We start from the raw sequence: 16054 nt of genomic DNA, 5'->3' as shown, positions 1-16054 counted from the left end.
GCAGTGTTCCGCATTGTCGCGAACAGCCCGCTTGCGGCATCGTTTCGCGACCCGTGAATTCATGATGAGGCATTTGAGACGCAATGAGCGAAGTTCTGTTCGATAAGCGCGACGGCGGCGCTTTTGTGATCTTCAACCGCCCTCAGGCGCGCAATGCACTCAACCCCGAGATGATGCACGCCACGCGCAATTTCCTGGATTCGATCCGGGACGATCCGGACGTGCGTTATGTCGTTCTTCGGGGCGCGGGCGGAAACTTCAGCGCGGGTGGCGATCTTGCCGCCTATGCCGACACGCTTTCGCTGCCGGATGCCCATCGCCGCGCCTTTTTCGAAGCGCGTGTGGGCGGAAATGGCGCGTGCTTCCTCAGTCTCGATGCCCTTGCGATCCCCGTCATCTCGCTCCTGCAAGGGGCGGCCGCCGGTGCGGGCTTGAGCTTTCTGCTCGCTTCCGACTTCGTACTGGCGACAGGGGATGCGATGCTGGTTTTCGCGCAGACGCGCGTAGGCTTGCCCTTTGATCTTGGTCTGACTCACTATCTCCCGCGCGTGGTCGGCGCCAAGAAGGCACGGCAACTGGCCTTCACCGGCGCGAGGCTCGACGCGGATCAGGCGAGAGCGTTGGGTATCATCGACGAAATTCATTCCGCCGAGGCGCTGGAGGATGCGTTGAAGACCCTGGTCCGGTCGTTTTCGGCCACGGCGCCGGCTGCCGCGGGGCGCACGAAGAGCCTGATCAACAGCAGCGCCAGCTTCGGCCTGGCAGACCAGATGCATCGGGAGGTGCTGACTATCGGCCAGTGCGTGACCGAACCGGATTTTCGCGAGGGCGTGGAGGCCTTCCTGGCCAAGCGCCGCGCGGTGTTCAAGGGGCGGGGATCCTGATCCCGGCCCGGACATTGCCGCTCAGTCCATCACGAACGCATTGAGCTTGTTACCATCGGGATCGCGGAAATAGGCGGCATAGAAGCCGTCGATACGCGGGCCGGGAGGGCCCTCGTCAGTGCCGCCATTGGCCAGCGCGATTTCGTAGATTCGCCGGACCTGCTCATGGTCTTTGGCCTGAAAGCCGACCATCACGCCGTTACCGACCGTCGCCGGCTTCTTGTCGAACGGCTTGGTCAGGGTCAGCCCAGGCCACACGCCGTCTTTCGCCCAGACAACGCCCGTTTCCATTTCGATCATCCGCCCGGCGCCCAACTCGGCACAGATCTTGTCGTAAAAGGCAATCGCGCGGGGCAGATCGTTGGTGCCCAAGGTTACATAGCCGATCATCGCTGTCTTCTTTCCAGGCTAAGGAAGAAAGTAAATCCCCGCAGCACAGAAATATGCGCTGCGGGGACAGTAAGGTAACGGAATCTAGAACTTCACTGTAGCTTCGGCCCCGAAGGTGCGGGGCGGCGCCCACTGGCCAGTATCCTGGCGAGTTGCGGGGAAGAACAGATATCCGCTCTTATAAGCCTTGTTGGCGATATTCTTGACATACCCTCGAAGTACGAAGCGGTCGCCGGGGCTGGTGTATGACAGGAAGGCATTCTGCAAGCTGTAGGGCTTTTGCCGCGATCCCGGCGACGGGAATTCGGCATAGTCCACTCGTCCGCTGAACAGGGATTCGCCGCGAAGCAGGATCTTGCCGCCGCCGTTCAGCATCACATCATATTCCAGCCCGACATTGGCCGTATACGGCGGAGCACGATTGAGCCGGTTGCCCGAAGCGTCGGACAGGCGATCCGCGCCCGTACGTGGGTCGAATGCGCCGCAGGCGCCGATGAACAGCAACTGGTTGCAGTTGAGGAAGTCGTCATATTTGGCCGACTGCACCACGCCCGATGCATCGAGACGCAAATGCTCGGCCAACTGCGCCTGCAGCGATGCTTCAACGCCATAGACCTTGGCGCGAGCGGCATTGTCGACCACCAGCGTCCCGACATCGACGACCTTCTGAACCTGGAGATCCTTGATGCGATAACTGAAACCGGCGATGTTGAACATGACACGATTGTCCAGGAATTTGGCTTTGAAGCCGACTTCCACGCCAGTGATCTTTTCAGGTTCGAAATCATCCATGCAACTGGAGGCCGCGAAGCCGCCTGCCTTGAACCCCTTGGTATATTGGGCATAGAGCATGGAGTTGTCGGCTACGTCATATTGGGCGCCGAACCGCGGTGTCCAGCTGTTCCAGGACTTGGAGGCCGGCGGGGCAGGGCAGACATCGAACCCGTCGAAAATGACATTGGTCGCCGCCGTTTTCTTGTCGTGATTGTAACGAATGCCAGCCTGAAGTCGCAGACGATCCGTTACCGAATATGTGTGGTCGGTGAATACGGAATAGGATTCGCCCTTGATGGGGCCTTCGACCGAGAAATTAAAGGCTGATGACGTCGGGAAAATTGCCGATGTATCGAAAGGACTGTTGCCCTTGTGATTGAATTTGTCGTTATAATAGAACAGCCCGACGATAGACTTCAGCTTGTCATCGAATAGAGAGGCATTCAGGTTGAATTCCTGGCTGAAAGTATTGCTGCGGAACCGGATGTCGCTTTCGACGATGGCAGTCGCGCTGGCATCGCCATCCAACCTCAGATGATTGCGAAAGCGCTGATATCCGGTGATCGACCTCAGATCCACATTGTCAGACAACGGAATATTGATGGTCGCTATGAACTGCAGATATTTGGTCCGGTCCAGCGACCTGTAGTTGGAATATACCTCGAACGGCCTGAACGACTGCGGATTGAGCACCGGTTGAATGAATGCCTCCTGCGACGCACCGAACGCAACGGTGGTAGGCGTGCTCTTGCTGTCGAGATAGATCGCATCAAGCTGGATCTCCGCACCGCCCGGCAGATCGACATCGAGCGCGGCCCGCCCACCTGCGATGCGGTTGGTCTGCAAACGCGACTGCGGTGCGCCGGGCGCAAGATTTTTGGTGAAGCCCTTGTCGCGATTCTCATACACACCGGAAACGAGCAGCCGGATATTGTCCGACAGGGGGCCGGAAATCCGACCCTTTATGCCGAGCGTTTCATAATTGCCGACGCTGCCCGTCACTTCGCCCTGCAAGCTGTCGCCAGGCCGTTTGAGGATATAGTTGATGACGCCGGCCGTCGCGTTGCGGCCATACAGCGTGCCTTGCGGGCCGGCGAGCACTTCGACGCGCTCGAGATCCGCCAGGGCGGAGTCGATCGTCCGCGAGCGCGGCTGATAAACACCGTTGATATGGGTCGCGACGGAAGGGTCCTCCGCCCCGGACGTCACGCCGGTGCTGATTCCGCGCAGCGAAATCAGGCTGGCGCCGAACGTTTCGCCCACGACCAGGCCAGGGACCTGAGACTGCAACGCAACGACGTCGGTGATCTGACGTGTTTCCAGCGCCTCCGCCCCCAGCGCGGTTATAGTTGCCGGGACCTTTTGAATATTCTCCGCGCGCTTTTGCGCCGTCACGACGATTTCGGGAATACCGACCGAAGAGCCAGAGTCTTCGGCAGCGGTCTGTTGAGCTTGAGCGGCGCTCGGGATCATCATGATCATACCGATCGAGCCGTATAATAAAGCCATTTTGGTCGTCATTTCACTCCCCTTGACACTATCCATCCGTTCGCTGCGGACGTCTGCTTTTCTCATCGACCATTATGCAGCGGCCGAACGCATCGGCAAGTCGCCGGCCAAGGCATTACATCTGTATTCGAATGGCAGATCTGTGGAGCGCCCACTTATATGCGCGGCGCCGACAGCCCAAAATCATCGTCATTACTGATGCAATTTCAATGCGCGCCGGGCGGCTGGGTCTTGCCAACGTGTCCGTCCGGACCGCTAGATTGATCAGGAAACAAACGGTAATGATGTGGAGAGTAATAGTGTCGGATAGGACGATTGCGTCAAGGCATTTGGGTCGATACGTGCCGCAACCGGAAAATAATCTGGCTATGCCTCATGGATGACGACATGCGCAGCATCGGCCGACCGGCAATGGCGGGGCGGGAAGATCTGACAAGGTTGCTTGCCCAAACGGCGCTTGACTATCGCGTGACCGCTTTGCCTGCCGACACCCTGACCGTCGCCACACAGTGCATCATCGACTGGTTTGCCGTTGTTCTGCCGGGCGCGCTGGAACAATGCGCGATCCTTGTCGCCGATGAACTGGAGTCTACGGGTCATGGATCGTGCACGGTCATTGGCCGGCATCATCGGCTTTCGGCGCAGGACGCGGCGCTCGCCAATGGCGTTGCGGCGCATGCGCTCGACTTCGACGACGTCAGCCGCGCCATGCAGGGTCATCCCACCGTAGCGACATTCCCAGCCGCCCTCGCCATTGCCGAAGCGGAGGGGAAGAGCGGCCGCGACCTGATGAACGCTTATATCGCCGGCTACGAGATTGCCTGCATTCTGGGCGCGCGGCTCGCTCCTTCGCATTATGCAAAGGGCTTTCACGCAACAGGCACGATCGGCACCGTTGGCGCTGCCGTCGCTGCCGGGCTGTTGCTGGACCTCGACGAGGCGCAGATGGTGAATGCGATCGGCCTGGCAGCGACACAAGCTGCCGGGCTGAAGGCGATGTTCGGCAGCATGGCAAAGCCGCTGCATGCCGGTAAGGCCGCCGCCAACGGAGTTCTCGCGGCCAGGCTGGCAAGGCGCGGCTTCACCGCCAATCCGGCCGCTCTGGAGGCGGATCAAGGGTTCATCTCGACTCTGAGCGCCGAGCCTTCTCGCCCGGTCGTGATCAGCCGGCCAGGCGTTCAGATCGTCAAGACCCTCTTCAAATATCATGCGGCCTGCTACATGACGCATTCGACCATCGATTGCCTCAACCAATTGCGCGAGCGGGCGAAGCTTTCCCCGCAGGCTGTGGCGGCGGTCGAAATCCACGTCGCGCCGGGCCATCTGTCGGCGTGCAACATTGCCGACCCATCGAACGCGCTTCAATCGAAATTCAGCTTGCGACACGCCGCCGCGCTCGCCCTTCACGGACGAGACAGCTCGGCGCTGGCGACCTTTTCGGATGAAGGGGCCGCTGACCCGGAGCTTGCAGCCATTCGGCAGCGGGTATCGGTTTACGGGGACATGCCGGCGGGCGGAGCGGTGAACGTGGTGGTCGAGTGCTCTGACGGGACGCGTCATGTTGCAGATCATGATAGCGGCGTCGTCGAGCATGATCTCGCGCGGCAGGGTGCCAGAATAGAAGCCAAATTCATGAGCCTTGCCGTTCCCGTCGTCGGCGCCGAAGCTGCCGAGCGGCTCCTGGCCATCATCAGGCGGCTGGATCAGGCAGGGCCGGTAACGGACCTGCTGACGGGCGGCGCGACAATCGCACAGGCGCGGATGGTGCGGCCTGCTCTAGGCTGATGCCTTGAGCGACGGCGCTGATCGCATGGCCGAATAGGGACCGGACAAGTGTATCCGCATATGCGTCTGTATCGTCAGATGCGTCGGCGCTCCGTGGACGAGAGCGGCCCTATTCGGGTTGTGCGTTGGCGGCTGATCGATCTGGTGCGGTGGCTCCACGAGGAGTTTCCGCTGTCATTGGACGAGACGACCGCGGGGCGGGAGTCGAAGAAGCTGGGTTATGTCACACTTACGGCTCGCCCCCGCCACCACGCCCAAAACGAATATGCGATGGAGGACTTCAAAAAGGGGGTTTCGCAGCCGAGTTGGCAAAGATCAAAGTCGCCCTTCCGCGTGACGCTCCGATAGAGATATGGTTCCAGGACGAGGCCCGCATCGGCCAGAAGAACAAGACCATACGCCGCTGGGCCAGGCGCGGGACGCGGCCAAGCTCATCGATCAGCCTTGGCGCATCATGACCATCGGTCGTCGCCAATGGGCGCGTGGGGCGTAATCAATGCAGCTTAGGAATGGCGCTGCAGGCAAACTAGCTTGACGGGTTGGGCAAAGAATTCGTGCGGGTCGGCTGCTTAAATGAGACCATCATCCCATCCATTCACCGCGGGGCGGTAGAGGCGCTAGTTCATGCATGAGACCGACACGATGGCCAACGGATCGGACATCCGCGAGGCGGCTAAGACGCTGAAGATATCGAACCGTCTCGTGATCGGTGGATGTCTAACAAATTCCCAGAGCGGCGAGGTGACCCAACTGATCTCCCCGATCGATGGGCAGATCGTCGGCGACACCGCCAGCGGCGCGGCAGCGGACATGGACGCCGCGGTCCGTAACGCGCGCCAGGTCTTTGAGAGCGGCGCCTGGTCAGGCCGGTCGCCGCGCGAACGCAAGCTCGTGCTGGTCAGGCTCGCAGAACTCATCGAGCGCAACACCGACGGGATCGCGCTTCTCGATACGGTTTCGATGGGCATGCCGATCACGCTGGGCCGCAGCTTCTGTGTTCCCTGGGCCGTCAACGCCTTTCGCTGGTTTGGCGAAGCCGTGGACAAAATCTACGACGAGATCGCACCGTCCGCATCAAATGTGCTCGCCATGATCCGGCGTGAGCCGATCGGCGTGGTGGGCGCCGTTTTGCCCTGGAACTGGCCTACTGGCCTTTTGGCGTGGAAGGTCGCGCCGGCGCTGGCGGTGGGCAACAGCGTCGTTGTCAAACCCGACGAGAAATCATCGGCCAGCGCCATTCGCATCGCCGAACTTGCGCTTGAGGCGGGCCTTCCGGAAGGCGTGTTCAACGTCGTCACGGGTGGACCCGCGGCTGGAGAGGCGCTTGGTCGCCATCCGGACGTGGATGTCATCACCTTCACCGGATCGGGAGAGGTGGGTCGGCGATTTCAGCGATACGCCTCTGAATCCAACATGAAGCCGGTCTGGCTGGAATGTGGCGGCAAGGGCGCGAGCGTGGTATTCCCGGATGCGCCGAATATGGAAGCGCTCGTTCGGGGTATCGCCGGAGGCGTGTTCGTCAATGGCGGTCAGGTGTGCGCGTCCGGCTCCCGCCTGATCGTGCATGCCGATATGAAGGACAGTTTGCTCGAGGCCGTGATGCAGGTTTTGCCTGTATTCGGGCCGGGCGATCCGCTGGACGAATCCAGCCTGTCCGGCCCGCTCGCCAGTGCCGAGCAGCTCCGCCGCGTCGAGGGTTATGTCAGTCTCGGTGTCCAAGAGGGCGCGACAGTGTACGCCGGCGGCGGCCGGGCGTTCGAAGAGACTGGCGGCTTCTATATGCAGCCGACCATCTTTGACGAAGTCCGGCCGCATATGACGATTGCTCGTGAGGAAATCTTTGGCCCCGTCCTGTCGGTGATGACCTTCACCGACGAAGACGAGGCGCTGAAAATCGCCAACGGCACCAGCTATGGTCTTGCTTCGGCCGTGTGGACCTCCGATTTTTCGCGTGCACACCGCATGGCGAACGCGATCCGTGCCGGCTCTGTGTCGATCAACAATTACAACGAGGATGCGCATCAGATCGAAGTGCCATTCGGCGGATGCAAGCAGTCCGGCTACGGACGGGACAAGTCTCTCCACAGCCTAGAGAAGTATCAGCAGATGAAAACAATCTGGGCTTCTTACTAAGTCACGAAAACGAAAGCCAAGGGGGTTATCAAGATGAAATCCTGTTTCAAGACTATGCTCCTCTCGGGAGTCGCCGCGTCACTCTCCGTCACCGCCTTGCACGCGCAGACCGCCGGCAGCGATGGCGATACGGCCGGCCAGGCCGCATCGCCGGCGAACGCCAATGATGATCTGCCCGATGGCGAGATCATCGTGACCGCGACGCGCCAGGACCAGCGGATCAGCAAGGTTCCGATCAGCATCAGCGCCTATTCGCAAGACTCGATGGACAAGGCCGGCGTCAGGGGCATCGCAGATGTCGCGCGCCTGACCCCCGGCGTCACGCTGAATAGCGAGAATAATTTCATCGCCATCCGCGGCATCAGCAGCATCGTGGGCGCCGGCACGACCGGGATTTACATCGACGACACCCCGATCCAGGTTCGCGGCGGTGGCGCGGGTATGCAGAATAGCGCCCTTGTGGCCTTCGACCTTGATCGTATCGAGATTTTGCGCGGGCCGCAGGGTACGCTGTTCGGAGCCGGCTCAGAGGGCGGCACGCTGCGCTACATCACGCCTCAGCCCAGTCTGAAGGCGTTTCGCGTCTATGGAAGGGCCGAAGGGAGTGCCACCGACGGCGGCGGCGCAAATTACGAGGCGGGCCTGGGTGTCGGCGGGCCGATCATAGAGGACAAGATCGGCTTTCGGATCAGCGCCTATCATCGTTACGATAGTGGCTATATCGATCTTGTCGATCGGCTGAATGGCGCGCGCGTCGACAAGAACATCAATTCGCGCAAAGCAACGAGCTTTCAGGCCGCTGTTACATTAGCGCCAATCGAAGATATTCAGATCACGCCGTCGCTATATTATCAGAAGCGGCAGGAGAACGCTCCCGATACTCTATGGGCCGGTTTCTCCGATCTCAAGTCGGGCAGGATGCAGGCCGCGTGGAATGTCCCGGTGTCCGGGACGGATCGGTTCATCCTTCCCGCCCTTAAGATACAGATGTCCCTCAGCGACGTAGACCTGATTTCCAACACCTCATATTATGATCGGCGTCAGAGTAACACGCGCGACTATTCCTCCTATACCGCCGGCATTTTCGGTGTGACCACGCCGACCGGGCCGGCTTTTCCCGGCGTGCCGGACCTCCAGGAAACGGATCGCGCGACGACGACACAGAAGAACTGGACCCAGGAGGTTCGACTGCAGTCGTCTGACCCGTCGTCAAGGTTCACCTATGTTTTCGGCCTATTTTATTCACACGCCAAACAATATAATCAGGAGCTTGTCCGTAACAAATATATAGCAGCCTATATCGACGGCCTGTTTCCAGGAGCAACGCCTACGGATATCTTCGGCGCGCCTGTGATCGGCGACATCGGCCTGGATGCCCGGCTCACGACGATCGACAGCCAACTGGCATTCTTCGGTGATGTAACCTACGCTCTTACCGACAAGCTGAAGTTGACGCTTGGGGGCCGCTACTCACGGACCAAGTTCAGCTTCCAGAACGATCAATATGGCCCTTACAATGGCGGGGTCACGACCGGCAACGGCACCAGCAAACAGAATCCGTTCACGCCCAAGGTGAACATCCAGTATCAGGCAGATACGAACAATCTGTTCTACGCCACGGCATCGAAGGGCTTCCGCATCGGCGGCGCGAACAATCCCGTTTCATCCACCTGCAACGACGAGCTTGCCGGTCTTGGGCTTTCGCAGGTCCCGCAAACCTACGACGGCGATTCGGTCTGGAGCTATGAACTCGGCGCCAAGAACCGCCTGTTCGGCGGCAAGTTGCAGCTTGCATCCAGCGTTTACCAGATCGACTGGAAAAGCATTCAGCAGCCGATCATCCTTGCAAGTTGCGGCTATGGCTATATCGCCAATACAGGTAATGCGCGCAGCCGAGGCTTCGACATCCAGGCACAGTTGAACATCGCGCGGGGTTTGAACCTGTCCGGTACGCTTGGCTACAACAACATAAAATTTACGAAGGACGTGGTTAACGCGGGCACGCTGCTCAGCGGGAATCCTGCCGACGTGAATTACATCGTGCGCAAAGGGGACAAGGTGGAAATCCCGCCGTGGACGGCGTCGGTGGCTGTCGATTATAGCTTTGATGCGCTTGGCTACCCCGCCTATTTTCGTGGGGACTATCAGTATTCAGCAGCCGTTAGCAGAAATGTCACGAGCCTCAATCCGACGGCAGGAAGCTACGACCCGGACTTCACGCCGCTCAGAATGTCCAATTACACGATCCTTCGTATCGGCGCGAAATTCGGCCCCGCCGACCTGTCGCTGTTCGTGAACAATGTTCTCAATTCGCATGCGGAGCTGACGCGTTCGCATACGCAGATCGGGAATCAGGTATATTATCTCACCACATTCCGCCCTCGAACGGTTGGCCTAACGCTCGTCTATCGTCACTGAGCGGACAGGGCGGCCTTTGCAGTCACTTTTGGTGCCGCGATGTTCCAATACCCCCTGGGTGAATTGCTTCATCGCGGCACGCTTTGGTTGCCGATTCCGACAGCCCAACCTATGCTGAGAGGTAACAGTCTGGAGTAAATGGTGGCTGAAGCGGCAAGACACAGATTTTCTCCTGAAGAGCTTGGATCCGCGCGCTGGCTCGCCGCGCTGAGCAACGTATCAATGATGATCGGGACGCCGGCCTTTCCAGCTGCCTTCCTGGGTCTCGTTAACCGGCTGGCGCCTACGACCCATTGTTCGGTCTTTTCCTATAGGTATGATGGGGTCGAGCACATATTTTCGGACGGTCCAGTCGCTAGCACGACCGCAGATGATCTCGCGAAAGACTATATCGGCCGCTATTTCCGCCGGGATCCGCTTTACAGGCTGCTCGGCTTGGCGCGCAGCGGTTTTCCTTCGGAAAATGTTCAGCATCTGAACTTCAAGGAGGGTTACGACCGGGAGTATCGGGAACATTTTTTCTCGAGAACGGGATTGATCGACAAAATCTCGATGCGCGGCGGGGACGACAGCCGGACGTTGATCTGCAACCTTTACCGCACCGAACGCCAGGGGCTGTTTAATGAGGATGAAAGGCGCCTCGTCCAGACGGCCGCCCCGCTGCTGTGTTCGGTCATCGCGGCGCATGCGAGCGTTCCCCGGCTTGGCTCGCCGCTGGGGGGCAAAGGATCCGTACGCAGCTTCGTCCACGAGGCGCTGGGTTCCGATCATCCCCAGTTCGCGCGGCTCACGCAGCGGGAAAGGGCCGTTTGCGAGCGCATCCTGTTAGGCTTCACGTCGGAGGCGATCGCGCTCGATCTCAACATCGCGGTTTCCAGTGTCCTCACGTATCGGCGTCGTGCCTACGAGCGCCTCCAGATAAGTTCGCAGCATGATCTGTTCGCCCTCTGCCTGGAGAGTTTGGGCTTGTCATAAGCCCTTGCGACAGCCGATCGCTTGCCGACGGCATAGCATCTCCGACTATGATGAGGCCCTCTGACCAAGATGGCCTGTACCACCTGGTGAGTGATCCCGAGACCCCGGTCGTTCAGGATATCGAGCAAAGCGTATGCGGTAGGCGCAAAATTTAGCCGGGCAAAGGCTGTTCGATTTCACCCGTTGGTGCAACGTCGTGCGCGGCTTATTGGGCGGCCTCGACGTAGATCGGCGTCCACTTATTCGCGCCCCTGAGATTGGGCGATGGAGGGGAAAATCGCATGAACAAGGTACAGGCTTCGATCGGGGGTTTATTTGTCGGTCTTCTGGGATTGGCCGGGTCCGCCATTTCGGCCAAACCGGCCATGGAGACATGCCCGTCCTCGGGCGACCTCAAGTTCCTATGCGGGATCCAGATCCCCGAAGATCTGGCAGTGCTGCAAGGTGGACGCTGGATCATCACGAGTGGGGCGGCGCGCGGAAGCGGGCTTCACCTCGTCGACGGAGCCACGAAACGATGGCAGCGGTGGATTGCGCCTGCCGGCGCCAAGGCCCGCGCTCCTTTTGACCAATGCAAGGTTCAGCCTGCCCCCGACGATTTGGTAATTGACGGCATCAATCTTCGTCAGAACGGACGCCGGCATGCGACCCTCTATGCGGTCAATCATGGCGGAGCCAGTCGAGGCGTCGGGGAAAGAATTGAAGTTTTCGACATCGACATGGCGCAAGATAAGCCGACCCTGACCTGGGCGGGGTGCCTTCCTTGGTCCGGCAAGTTGGAAGGCAACGCCGTTGTCGCGGCATCCGACGGGACCGTTTACGCGACGGTAATGAACCATCCGGGCTATTCTGTACGAGATTGGTGGACGGGCGTGCCCAAGCCAACCGGCGCCGTCTACAAATGGACCCCCGGCAGCCCGGCGTTCGAGCGGATGGCGGGGACCGACCTCGTCGGCAATAACGGCATCGAAGTGTCGCCAGACGGTAAGACACTATATGTCGCCAGCATGAGCGCGATCACCATCGGTGATGGCACCATCACGTCCTTTTCCACCACCAACCCCGCCAGGAAGCTGAGAAGTATCGAGGTCAAGGGTAGCCTACTCGACAACATTCACTGGGTGAACGGGCGCCTTATGTCGGGCGGACCGAGAACCGATACTTGCCCCGCAGCGGCGGACGGCACCCCTTGCGTAGATGGCTATCATGTCGAGGTGGTTAATCCTAAGACGTTGGCCGTGACGTTCTTGACCAGGCGGCCTGCCAATCCGCAATTTTCCGGCGTCTCCTTTGGGCTTCCTGTCGGCAAGACACTCTGGCTCGGCTCGTTTACCGCCAACAAACTGGCCTATCGACCGATGCCATGATTCGGGTCGACCCTCACCTCATTTCCGTTTGGGATCCACATCCGAGGGGGATCGCGCTCGATCTCAACATCACGGTTTCCAGCATGCTGATTTACCGGCGTCGAGCCGACGGGCGCGTTCCTGCAAGCTTGAGTACGACCTGTTCGCCCCGCGTTTGAAGAGATTAAGCCTGTCATAAGCGATTGGGACAGCCTGTCGCTGCACGACGGAATAGCATCTTTGACTATGAAAGGCCTATCTGGTCAGAATTGCCGCTGCACTTGGTGAGGAAACCCCAAGATCTGAGTCGTTCAGGAGATCGAGCTAAGCGTATGCAACAGGCGCAAAATTTCGTAGCCGGCCAAGGGTCGTTCGATTTCACCGGCTGGTGCAGTTCCCTGCGCGGCATATGCGGCGATCTGGAAGTCGATCGGCGGCCGCATTCACAGTTTGAGGGGCAGGTGCTGAAGCGGGACGTGTTCGGCTGTTCGGCGGTTGAAGTCGGTTGCAATGTGGACCGGGTCACGCGCAGCTATCGGACTGCGCGCGTGTCCGATCCGATGTATTTCCTGATCCTGCAAATCGAAGGCGCGAGCCGTATGATTCAGGGGGGCGAGGAAGCTCTTTTGTCCGCCGGCAATATGACGCTTATCCGATCCGAAACGTCATCGGAATTCGTTTTCGACGGTTTCAGCCGCCAGTTGTCGGTGCACCTTCCGAGGCGGCTTCTCGATGCGCGCTCCCTTGGACGACCACTCCACGCCGCGCGCACATTCTCGGGCGATGGTGGGGCCGGCAGGGTCGTCGGGGCGATGCTTGCCGCGGCCGAGGAAGAGGCCCTCGGTCGCGGACTTTCCGGTCTGTTGGCCTCCCAGCTCCTCGATCTGGTGGCCTGCATGGCTGCGGACAGTACCAGGGGCGAGGGGACCGGGTCCAAGATTTACGATATTCACCTGGACCAATTGTTCGACCTCATCGAGCGCCGTCTGAGCGACCCGGACCTCACGATCGACGACATCGCCAGCGAGTACGGATTGTCCATGCGGCACCTGCAACGGCTACTGGCGAGCAGCGGGACGACATTCAGCCAATTGGTACGCGAACGGCGATTGCATAAATGTGCCGAAGACATGCACCAGCCTCGGCTGCGGTCAGCATCCATCACCGACATCGCTTTCAGCTGGGGGTTTAACGACATGACTCATTTCAGTCGCGCCTTCAGGGAGAAATATCGTGCGAGCCCGCGGGAGTTCCGGCGGCGTTCGATCGAGCCGCCTGCGATTAGCGCGGGGCGTCAACATTGATGGCGCGACCGATCAAGTTCCTCTCGTCATCCTGTAATAGAATCGAACATGCCGGGAAGCGTCCTCATCCTGATCCGGGGATATCTACGTTGTTCACGAAAAAGGCCATTTTCTGCATGAATCATGCCCAAATGTCGCGGTCGGTCAGGTCAGCGTCGGGTTTCCTAGCGGCTGCCATGTGCGCCCTGGTGAGTGTTTCCGCTCCTGTCCAGGCGCAGAACGTCAAGAATGGAAAGGTCATCTTTCAGCGTTGCGCGGTCTGCCATAGCACGGGTGCAGGACAGCCGAACGGAATGGGGCCGAACCTGCACGGTGTCGTTGGCCGGCCGATCGGCAAGGTGACAGGCTATACTTATTCTCGCGCCCTTGCTTCAGCGAAGGGCGCATGGACCGCGGCGCTGCTCGACAAGTTTCTTAAAGCTCCATCCGCGACGTTTCCCGGAACGAAGATGTTTTTCGGCGGCGTTCCAGATGCGGCCGCCCGAAAGGACGTGATCGCTTTTTTGAAAGCGCAGTCATCCCAGTCGCGCTGACTTTGCGCAATAGTAGTTTTGGAGGGCTTCATGGCTGACGACTGCAAGCGTGCCGACAAGCCGACCATCGACAGGCGCGATTTTCTGCAGGGTGCCGCGGTTGCGATCGGCGCGGTAGCAGCGCCCGCGGCAGCCAAAAAGCGGCAGGCAGACCTGGCGGTGGACGGGCCGGACAAGTCGGCGCTTCCGCCGCTGATGGAAGAAGGGATTTCGCAGCAGGACCCCCGCTATTACCCGCCGGGCCTGACCGGCATGCGCGGCAGCCATCCCGGTTCCTTCCAGACGGCGCACCAGATTCGCGATGCGGGGCAATGGACCGAAGCACTCGGGGAAGATAGGGGCGAGCGCTACGACCTCATCGTCGTCGGAGCCGGCATTAGCGGGCTTTCCGCAGCCTACAGCTTTCGCAAGAACAACCCGAACGCGCGTATTCTGGTTCTTGACAATCATGACGACATAGGCGGGCATGCCAAGCGTAATGAGTTCCAGGTCGGCGACCGAAAGCTCATTGGCTATGGCGGCACCCAGACGATGTCGACGGACTATCCGCCGGAAGCCTTGTCGCTATTTTCGGAGGTCGGCATCGATATGCGCCGGTTTCGAAAATATTGGAAGTTCGAGCGAGACGTTACCCGCGAACTACAGCCCGGCGTCTTCTTCGACCGGGAGACGTTCGGCGCGGACAAGACCATCCGGGGCCTCTCCGATAATCCCTCGCCCGAAATGTGGCGCGACGCGCCGATCGCCGACCAGGCGAAGACCGATCTGGCGCGCCTATATTCAGGTCGCGAGGATTTTCTCGCGGGGATGACGTTCGAGGAGAAGCGCGACTATCTCAGCCAGACGAGTTTCAAGCAGTTCCTGATCGACAAGGTAAAGGCGCATCCGGACGTCGTAAAATATTTCGATGCCTCCCCATGCGAGTTGAATAGCCTTGGATCGGATGTCACCTCGGCGTGGATCGTGATTGCGCAGGGCACCTGGTTGCCGACATATCCGGCTTTCCTGTGCCCGCTGTTCAATCTGTCCGATGCCATGCACCTGGGCATGACGCCGATCGACGGCTATGGCTATATTTGCCACTTTCCCGACGGCAATGCCTCGGTCGCGCGGTCTCTGGCGCGTGGCCTGATACCCGACGCGCTGCCGGGTTCGACGATGGAGGATCTGGTCACATCCAGGCTGAATTACGCCAAGCTCGACGATCCGGCGTCCAACGTGCGGATTCGGCTCAACAGCACCGTCGCCAGGGTGAAGCATCTTGGTGATCCGGCGACATCCAGGCAGGTCATCGTGACCTATGTGATGGGCAACAAGCCCTATCTCGTGACCGCCGATCACGTGATCCTCGCCTGTTACAACATGATCATACCGCGCCTGATGCCGGAGCTGCCGGAAAAGCAGAAGGAGGCGCTCCTTTACCAGGTCAAGGTTCCGCTGGTATACATAAATGTGGCGATCCGGAATTCGCAGGCGCTCCAGAAGCTCGGCCTGAACCAGATTTACTGTCCGGGCAGCCTGTTTTACTCGATCTGCCTCGATTTCGCGGTGAGCATCGGCGATTATCAGACGCCGATGAACCCGGACGAGCCGTGCATTTTGCACATCGTTGCGCACATCCCGACGGATCGTTCGCTGTCGCCGCGCGACCAGCGACGCGCGGCGCGCATGTTCCTCTACCAGACCCCGTTCGAGACGTTCGAGCAGAAGATACGCGATCAACTCGACCGCGCGCTTGGTCCGGGCGGGTTCGACTCCGAACGCGACATCGTCGCCATCACCGTCAATCGCTGGCCACATGGCTATGCCGATAATCTATCCGGAATGGACGATCCGAAGTGGGGTCCGGGGCAAGCGCCGAACGAGATTGGGCGCGAGCGCTTCGGTCGCGTGTCGATCGCCAACTCGGACGCCGCGGCGTCCGCCGAAACCGGGTCCGCCGCGATGATGGGTATCAGGGCGGCGAAGGAACAGAATGCATTGCGAGGGTGAACGCCGACAGG

Annotated in this window: 13 protein-coding genes; 10 read left to right on the top strand and 3 right to left on the bottom strand. The window is 59.8% G+C overall.

All coding sequences use genetic code 11. From position 1 onward, the window contains the following. Nucleotides 1–83: 83 nt before the first annotated feature. Nucleotides 84–884, top strand: a complete 801-nt coding sequence (locus WG908_RS11910; protein WP_340186811.1) for an enoyl-CoA hydratase/isomerase family protein — start codon at nucleotides 84–86, stop codon at nucleotides 882–884. 21 nt (nucleotides 885–905) lie between these two features. Here the strand turns inward: WG908_RS11910 and WG908_RS11905 are convergent, their stop codons facing one another. Both WG908_RS11905 and WG908_RS11900 read right to left on the bottom strand, forming a co-directional pair. Then, on the bottom strand, nucleotides 906–1274 hold the full coding sequence (locus tag WG908_RS11905) for a VOC family protein (protein WP_340186810.1): 369 nt from the start codon (nucleotides 1272–1274) through the stop codon (nucleotides 906–908). Between the two features lie 84 nt (nucleotides 1275–1358). Beyond that, complete coding sequence (locus WG908_RS11900) at nucleotides 1359–3569, bottom strand: TonB-dependent receptor (RefSeq protein ID WP_340186809.1); 2211 nt, start codon at nucleotides 3567–3569, stop codon at nucleotides 1359–1361. A 375-nt stretch (nucleotides 3570–3944) separates the two neighbouring features. On the opposite strand from WG908_RS11900, the gene WG908_RS11895 reads away from it, so the two are divergent. The 3 genes from WG908_RS11895 to WG908_RS11890 all read left to right on the top strand — a co-directional run bounded on the left by WG908_RS11895 (nucleotide 3945) and on the right by WG908_RS11890 (nucleotide 7475). Then, the gene (locus WG908_RS11895) at nucleotides 3945–5342 is read left to right on the top strand and encodes an MmgE/PrpD family protein (protein ID WP_340186808.1); all 1398 of its coding nucleotides are present in this window, start codon (nucleotides 3945–3947) and stop codon (nucleotides 5340–5342) included. Nucleotides 5343–5402: 60 nt separating this feature from the next. Continuing rightward, nucleotides 5403–5690, top strand: a complete 288-nt coding sequence (locus WG908_RS16560; protein ID WP_445326715.1) for a helix-turn-helix domain-containing protein — start codon at nucleotides 5403–5405, stop codon at nucleotides 5688–5690. A gap of 276 nt (nucleotides 5691–5966) precedes the next feature. Further along, the gene (locus tag WG908_RS11890) at nucleotides 5967–7475 is read left to right on the top strand and encodes an aldehyde dehydrogenase (RefSeq protein ID WP_340186807.1); all 1509 of its coding nucleotides are present in this window, start codon (nucleotides 5967–5969) and stop codon (nucleotides 7473–7475) included. Here the strand turns inward: WG908_RS11890 and WG908_RS11885 are convergent. After that, nucleotides 7472–7717 (bottom strand): hypothetical protein, encoded by a 246-nt coding sequence (locus WG908_RS11885; RefSeq protein ID WP_340186935.1) that lies wholly within the window; start codon nucleotides 7715–7717, stop codon nucleotides 7472–7474. The genes WG908_RS11890 and WG908_RS11885 overlap by 4 nt on opposite strands. Nucleotides 7718–7739: 22 nt before the next feature. Here WG908_RS11885 and WG908_RS11880 point away from each other — a divergent pair, with 22 nt between their 5' ends. The 6 genes from WG908_RS11880 (at nucleotide 7740) to WG908_RS11855 (ending at nucleotide 16043) form a co-directional block, all read left to right on the top strand. Then, a complete protein-coding gene (locus WG908_RS11880) occupies nucleotides 7740–9893 on the top strand; it encodes a TonB-dependent receptor (protein WP_340186927.1) in 2154 nt (717 codons plus the stop codon). A gap of 138 nt (nucleotides 9894–10031) precedes the next feature. Continuing rightward, nucleotides 10032–10868: a helix-turn-helix transcriptional regulator gene (locus WG908_RS11875; protein WP_340186806.1), complete on the top strand. Its 837-nt coding sequence runs from the start codon at nucleotides 10032–10034 to the stop codon at nucleotides 10866–10868. A gap of 281 nt (nucleotides 10869–11149) precedes the next feature. After that, a complete protein-coding gene (locus WG908_RS11870; protein ID WP_340186805.1) occupies nucleotides 11150–12235 on the top strand; it encodes an SMP-30/gluconolactonase/LRE family protein in 1086 nt (361 codons plus the stop codon). Nucleotides 12236–12546: 311 nt separating this feature from the next. Beyond that, nucleotides 12547–13518: a helix-turn-helix domain-containing protein gene (locus WG908_RS11865; RefSeq protein WP_340186804.1), complete on the top strand. Its 972-nt coding sequence runs from the start codon at nucleotides 12547–12549 to the stop codon at nucleotides 13516–13518. Between the two features lie 89 nt (nucleotides 13519–13607). Next, nucleotides 13608–14051 carry a c-type cytochrome gene (locus WG908_RS11860; RefSeq protein WP_340186803.1) on the top strand — a complete coding sequence of 148 codons (444 nt, stop codon included), beginning with the start codon at nucleotides 13608–13610 and terminating at the stop codon, nucleotides 14049–14051. A gap of 30 nt (nucleotides 14052–14081) precedes the next feature. Continuing rightward, complete coding sequence (locus tag WG908_RS11855) at nucleotides 14082–16043, top strand: flavin monoamine oxidase family protein (protein ID WP_340186802.1); 1962 nt, start codon at nucleotides 14082–14084, stop codon at nucleotides 16041–16043. Nucleotides 16044–16054 lie beyond the last annotated feature (11 nt).

The sequence above is a fragment of the Sphingobium anseongense genome (assembly GCF_037725245.1).
Taxonomy (GTDB): domain Bacteria; phylum Pseudomonadota; class Alphaproteobacteria; order Sphingomonadales; family Sphingomonadaceae; genus Sphingobium.
Note: the sequence above shows the minus strand (reverse complement) of the source record. Positions and strands in the feature narration are given on the sequence as shown.

What these genes read in the sequence shown, in the direction of transcription:
- WG908_RS11865 (WP_340186804.1), top strand. Translation starts at nt 12,547, where the DNA reads ATGCAACAGGCGCAAAATTTCGTAGCCGGCCAAGGGTCGTTCGATTTC.
- WG908_RS11890 (WP_340186807.1), top strand. Translation starts at nt 5,967, where the DNA reads ATGCATGAGACCGACACGATGGCCAACGGATCGGACATCCGCGAGGCG.
- WG908_RS11895 (WP_340186808.1), top strand. Translation starts at nt 3,945, where the DNA reads ATGCGCAGCATCGGCCGACCGGCAATGGCGGGGCGGGAAGATCTGACA.
- WG908_RS11875 (WP_340186806.1), top strand. Translation starts at nt 10,032, where the DNA reads ATGGTGGCTGAAGCGGCAAGACACAGATTTTCTCCTGAAGAGCTTGGA.
- WG908_RS11880 (WP_340186927.1), top strand. Translation starts at nt 7,740, where the DNA reads ATGGACAAGGCCGGCGTCAGGGGCATCGCAGATGTCGCGCGCCTGACC.
- WG908_RS16560 (WP_445326715.1), top strand. Translation starts at nt 5,403, where the DNA reads ATGCGTCTGTATCGTCAGATGCGTCGGCGCTCCGTGGACGAGAGCGGC.
- WG908_RS11900 (WP_340186809.1), bottom strand. Translation starts at nt 3,569, where the DNA reads ATGACGACCAAAATGGCTTTATTATACGGCTCGATCGGTATGATCATG.
- WG908_RS11855 (WP_340186802.1), top strand. Translation starts at nt 14,082, where the DNA reads ATGGCTGACGACTGCAAGCGTGCCGACAAGCCGACCATCGACAGGCGC.
- WG908_RS11910 (WP_340186811.1), top strand. Translation starts at nt 84, where the DNA reads ATGAGCGAAGTTCTGTTCGATAAGCGCGACGGCGGCGCTTTTGTGATC.
- WG908_RS11870 (WP_340186805.1), top strand. Translation starts at nt 11,150, where the DNA reads ATGAACAAGGTACAGGCTTCGATCGGGGGTTTATTTGTCGGTCTTCTG.
- WG908_RS11885 (WP_340186935.1), bottom strand. Translation starts at nt 7,717, where the DNA reads ATGCTGATCGGAACCTTGCTGATCCGCTGGTCCTGGCGCGTCGCGGTC.
- WG908_RS11905 (WP_340186810.1), bottom strand. Translation starts at nt 1,274, where the DNA reads ATGATCGGCTATGTAACCTTGGGCACCAACGATCTGCCCCGCGCGATT.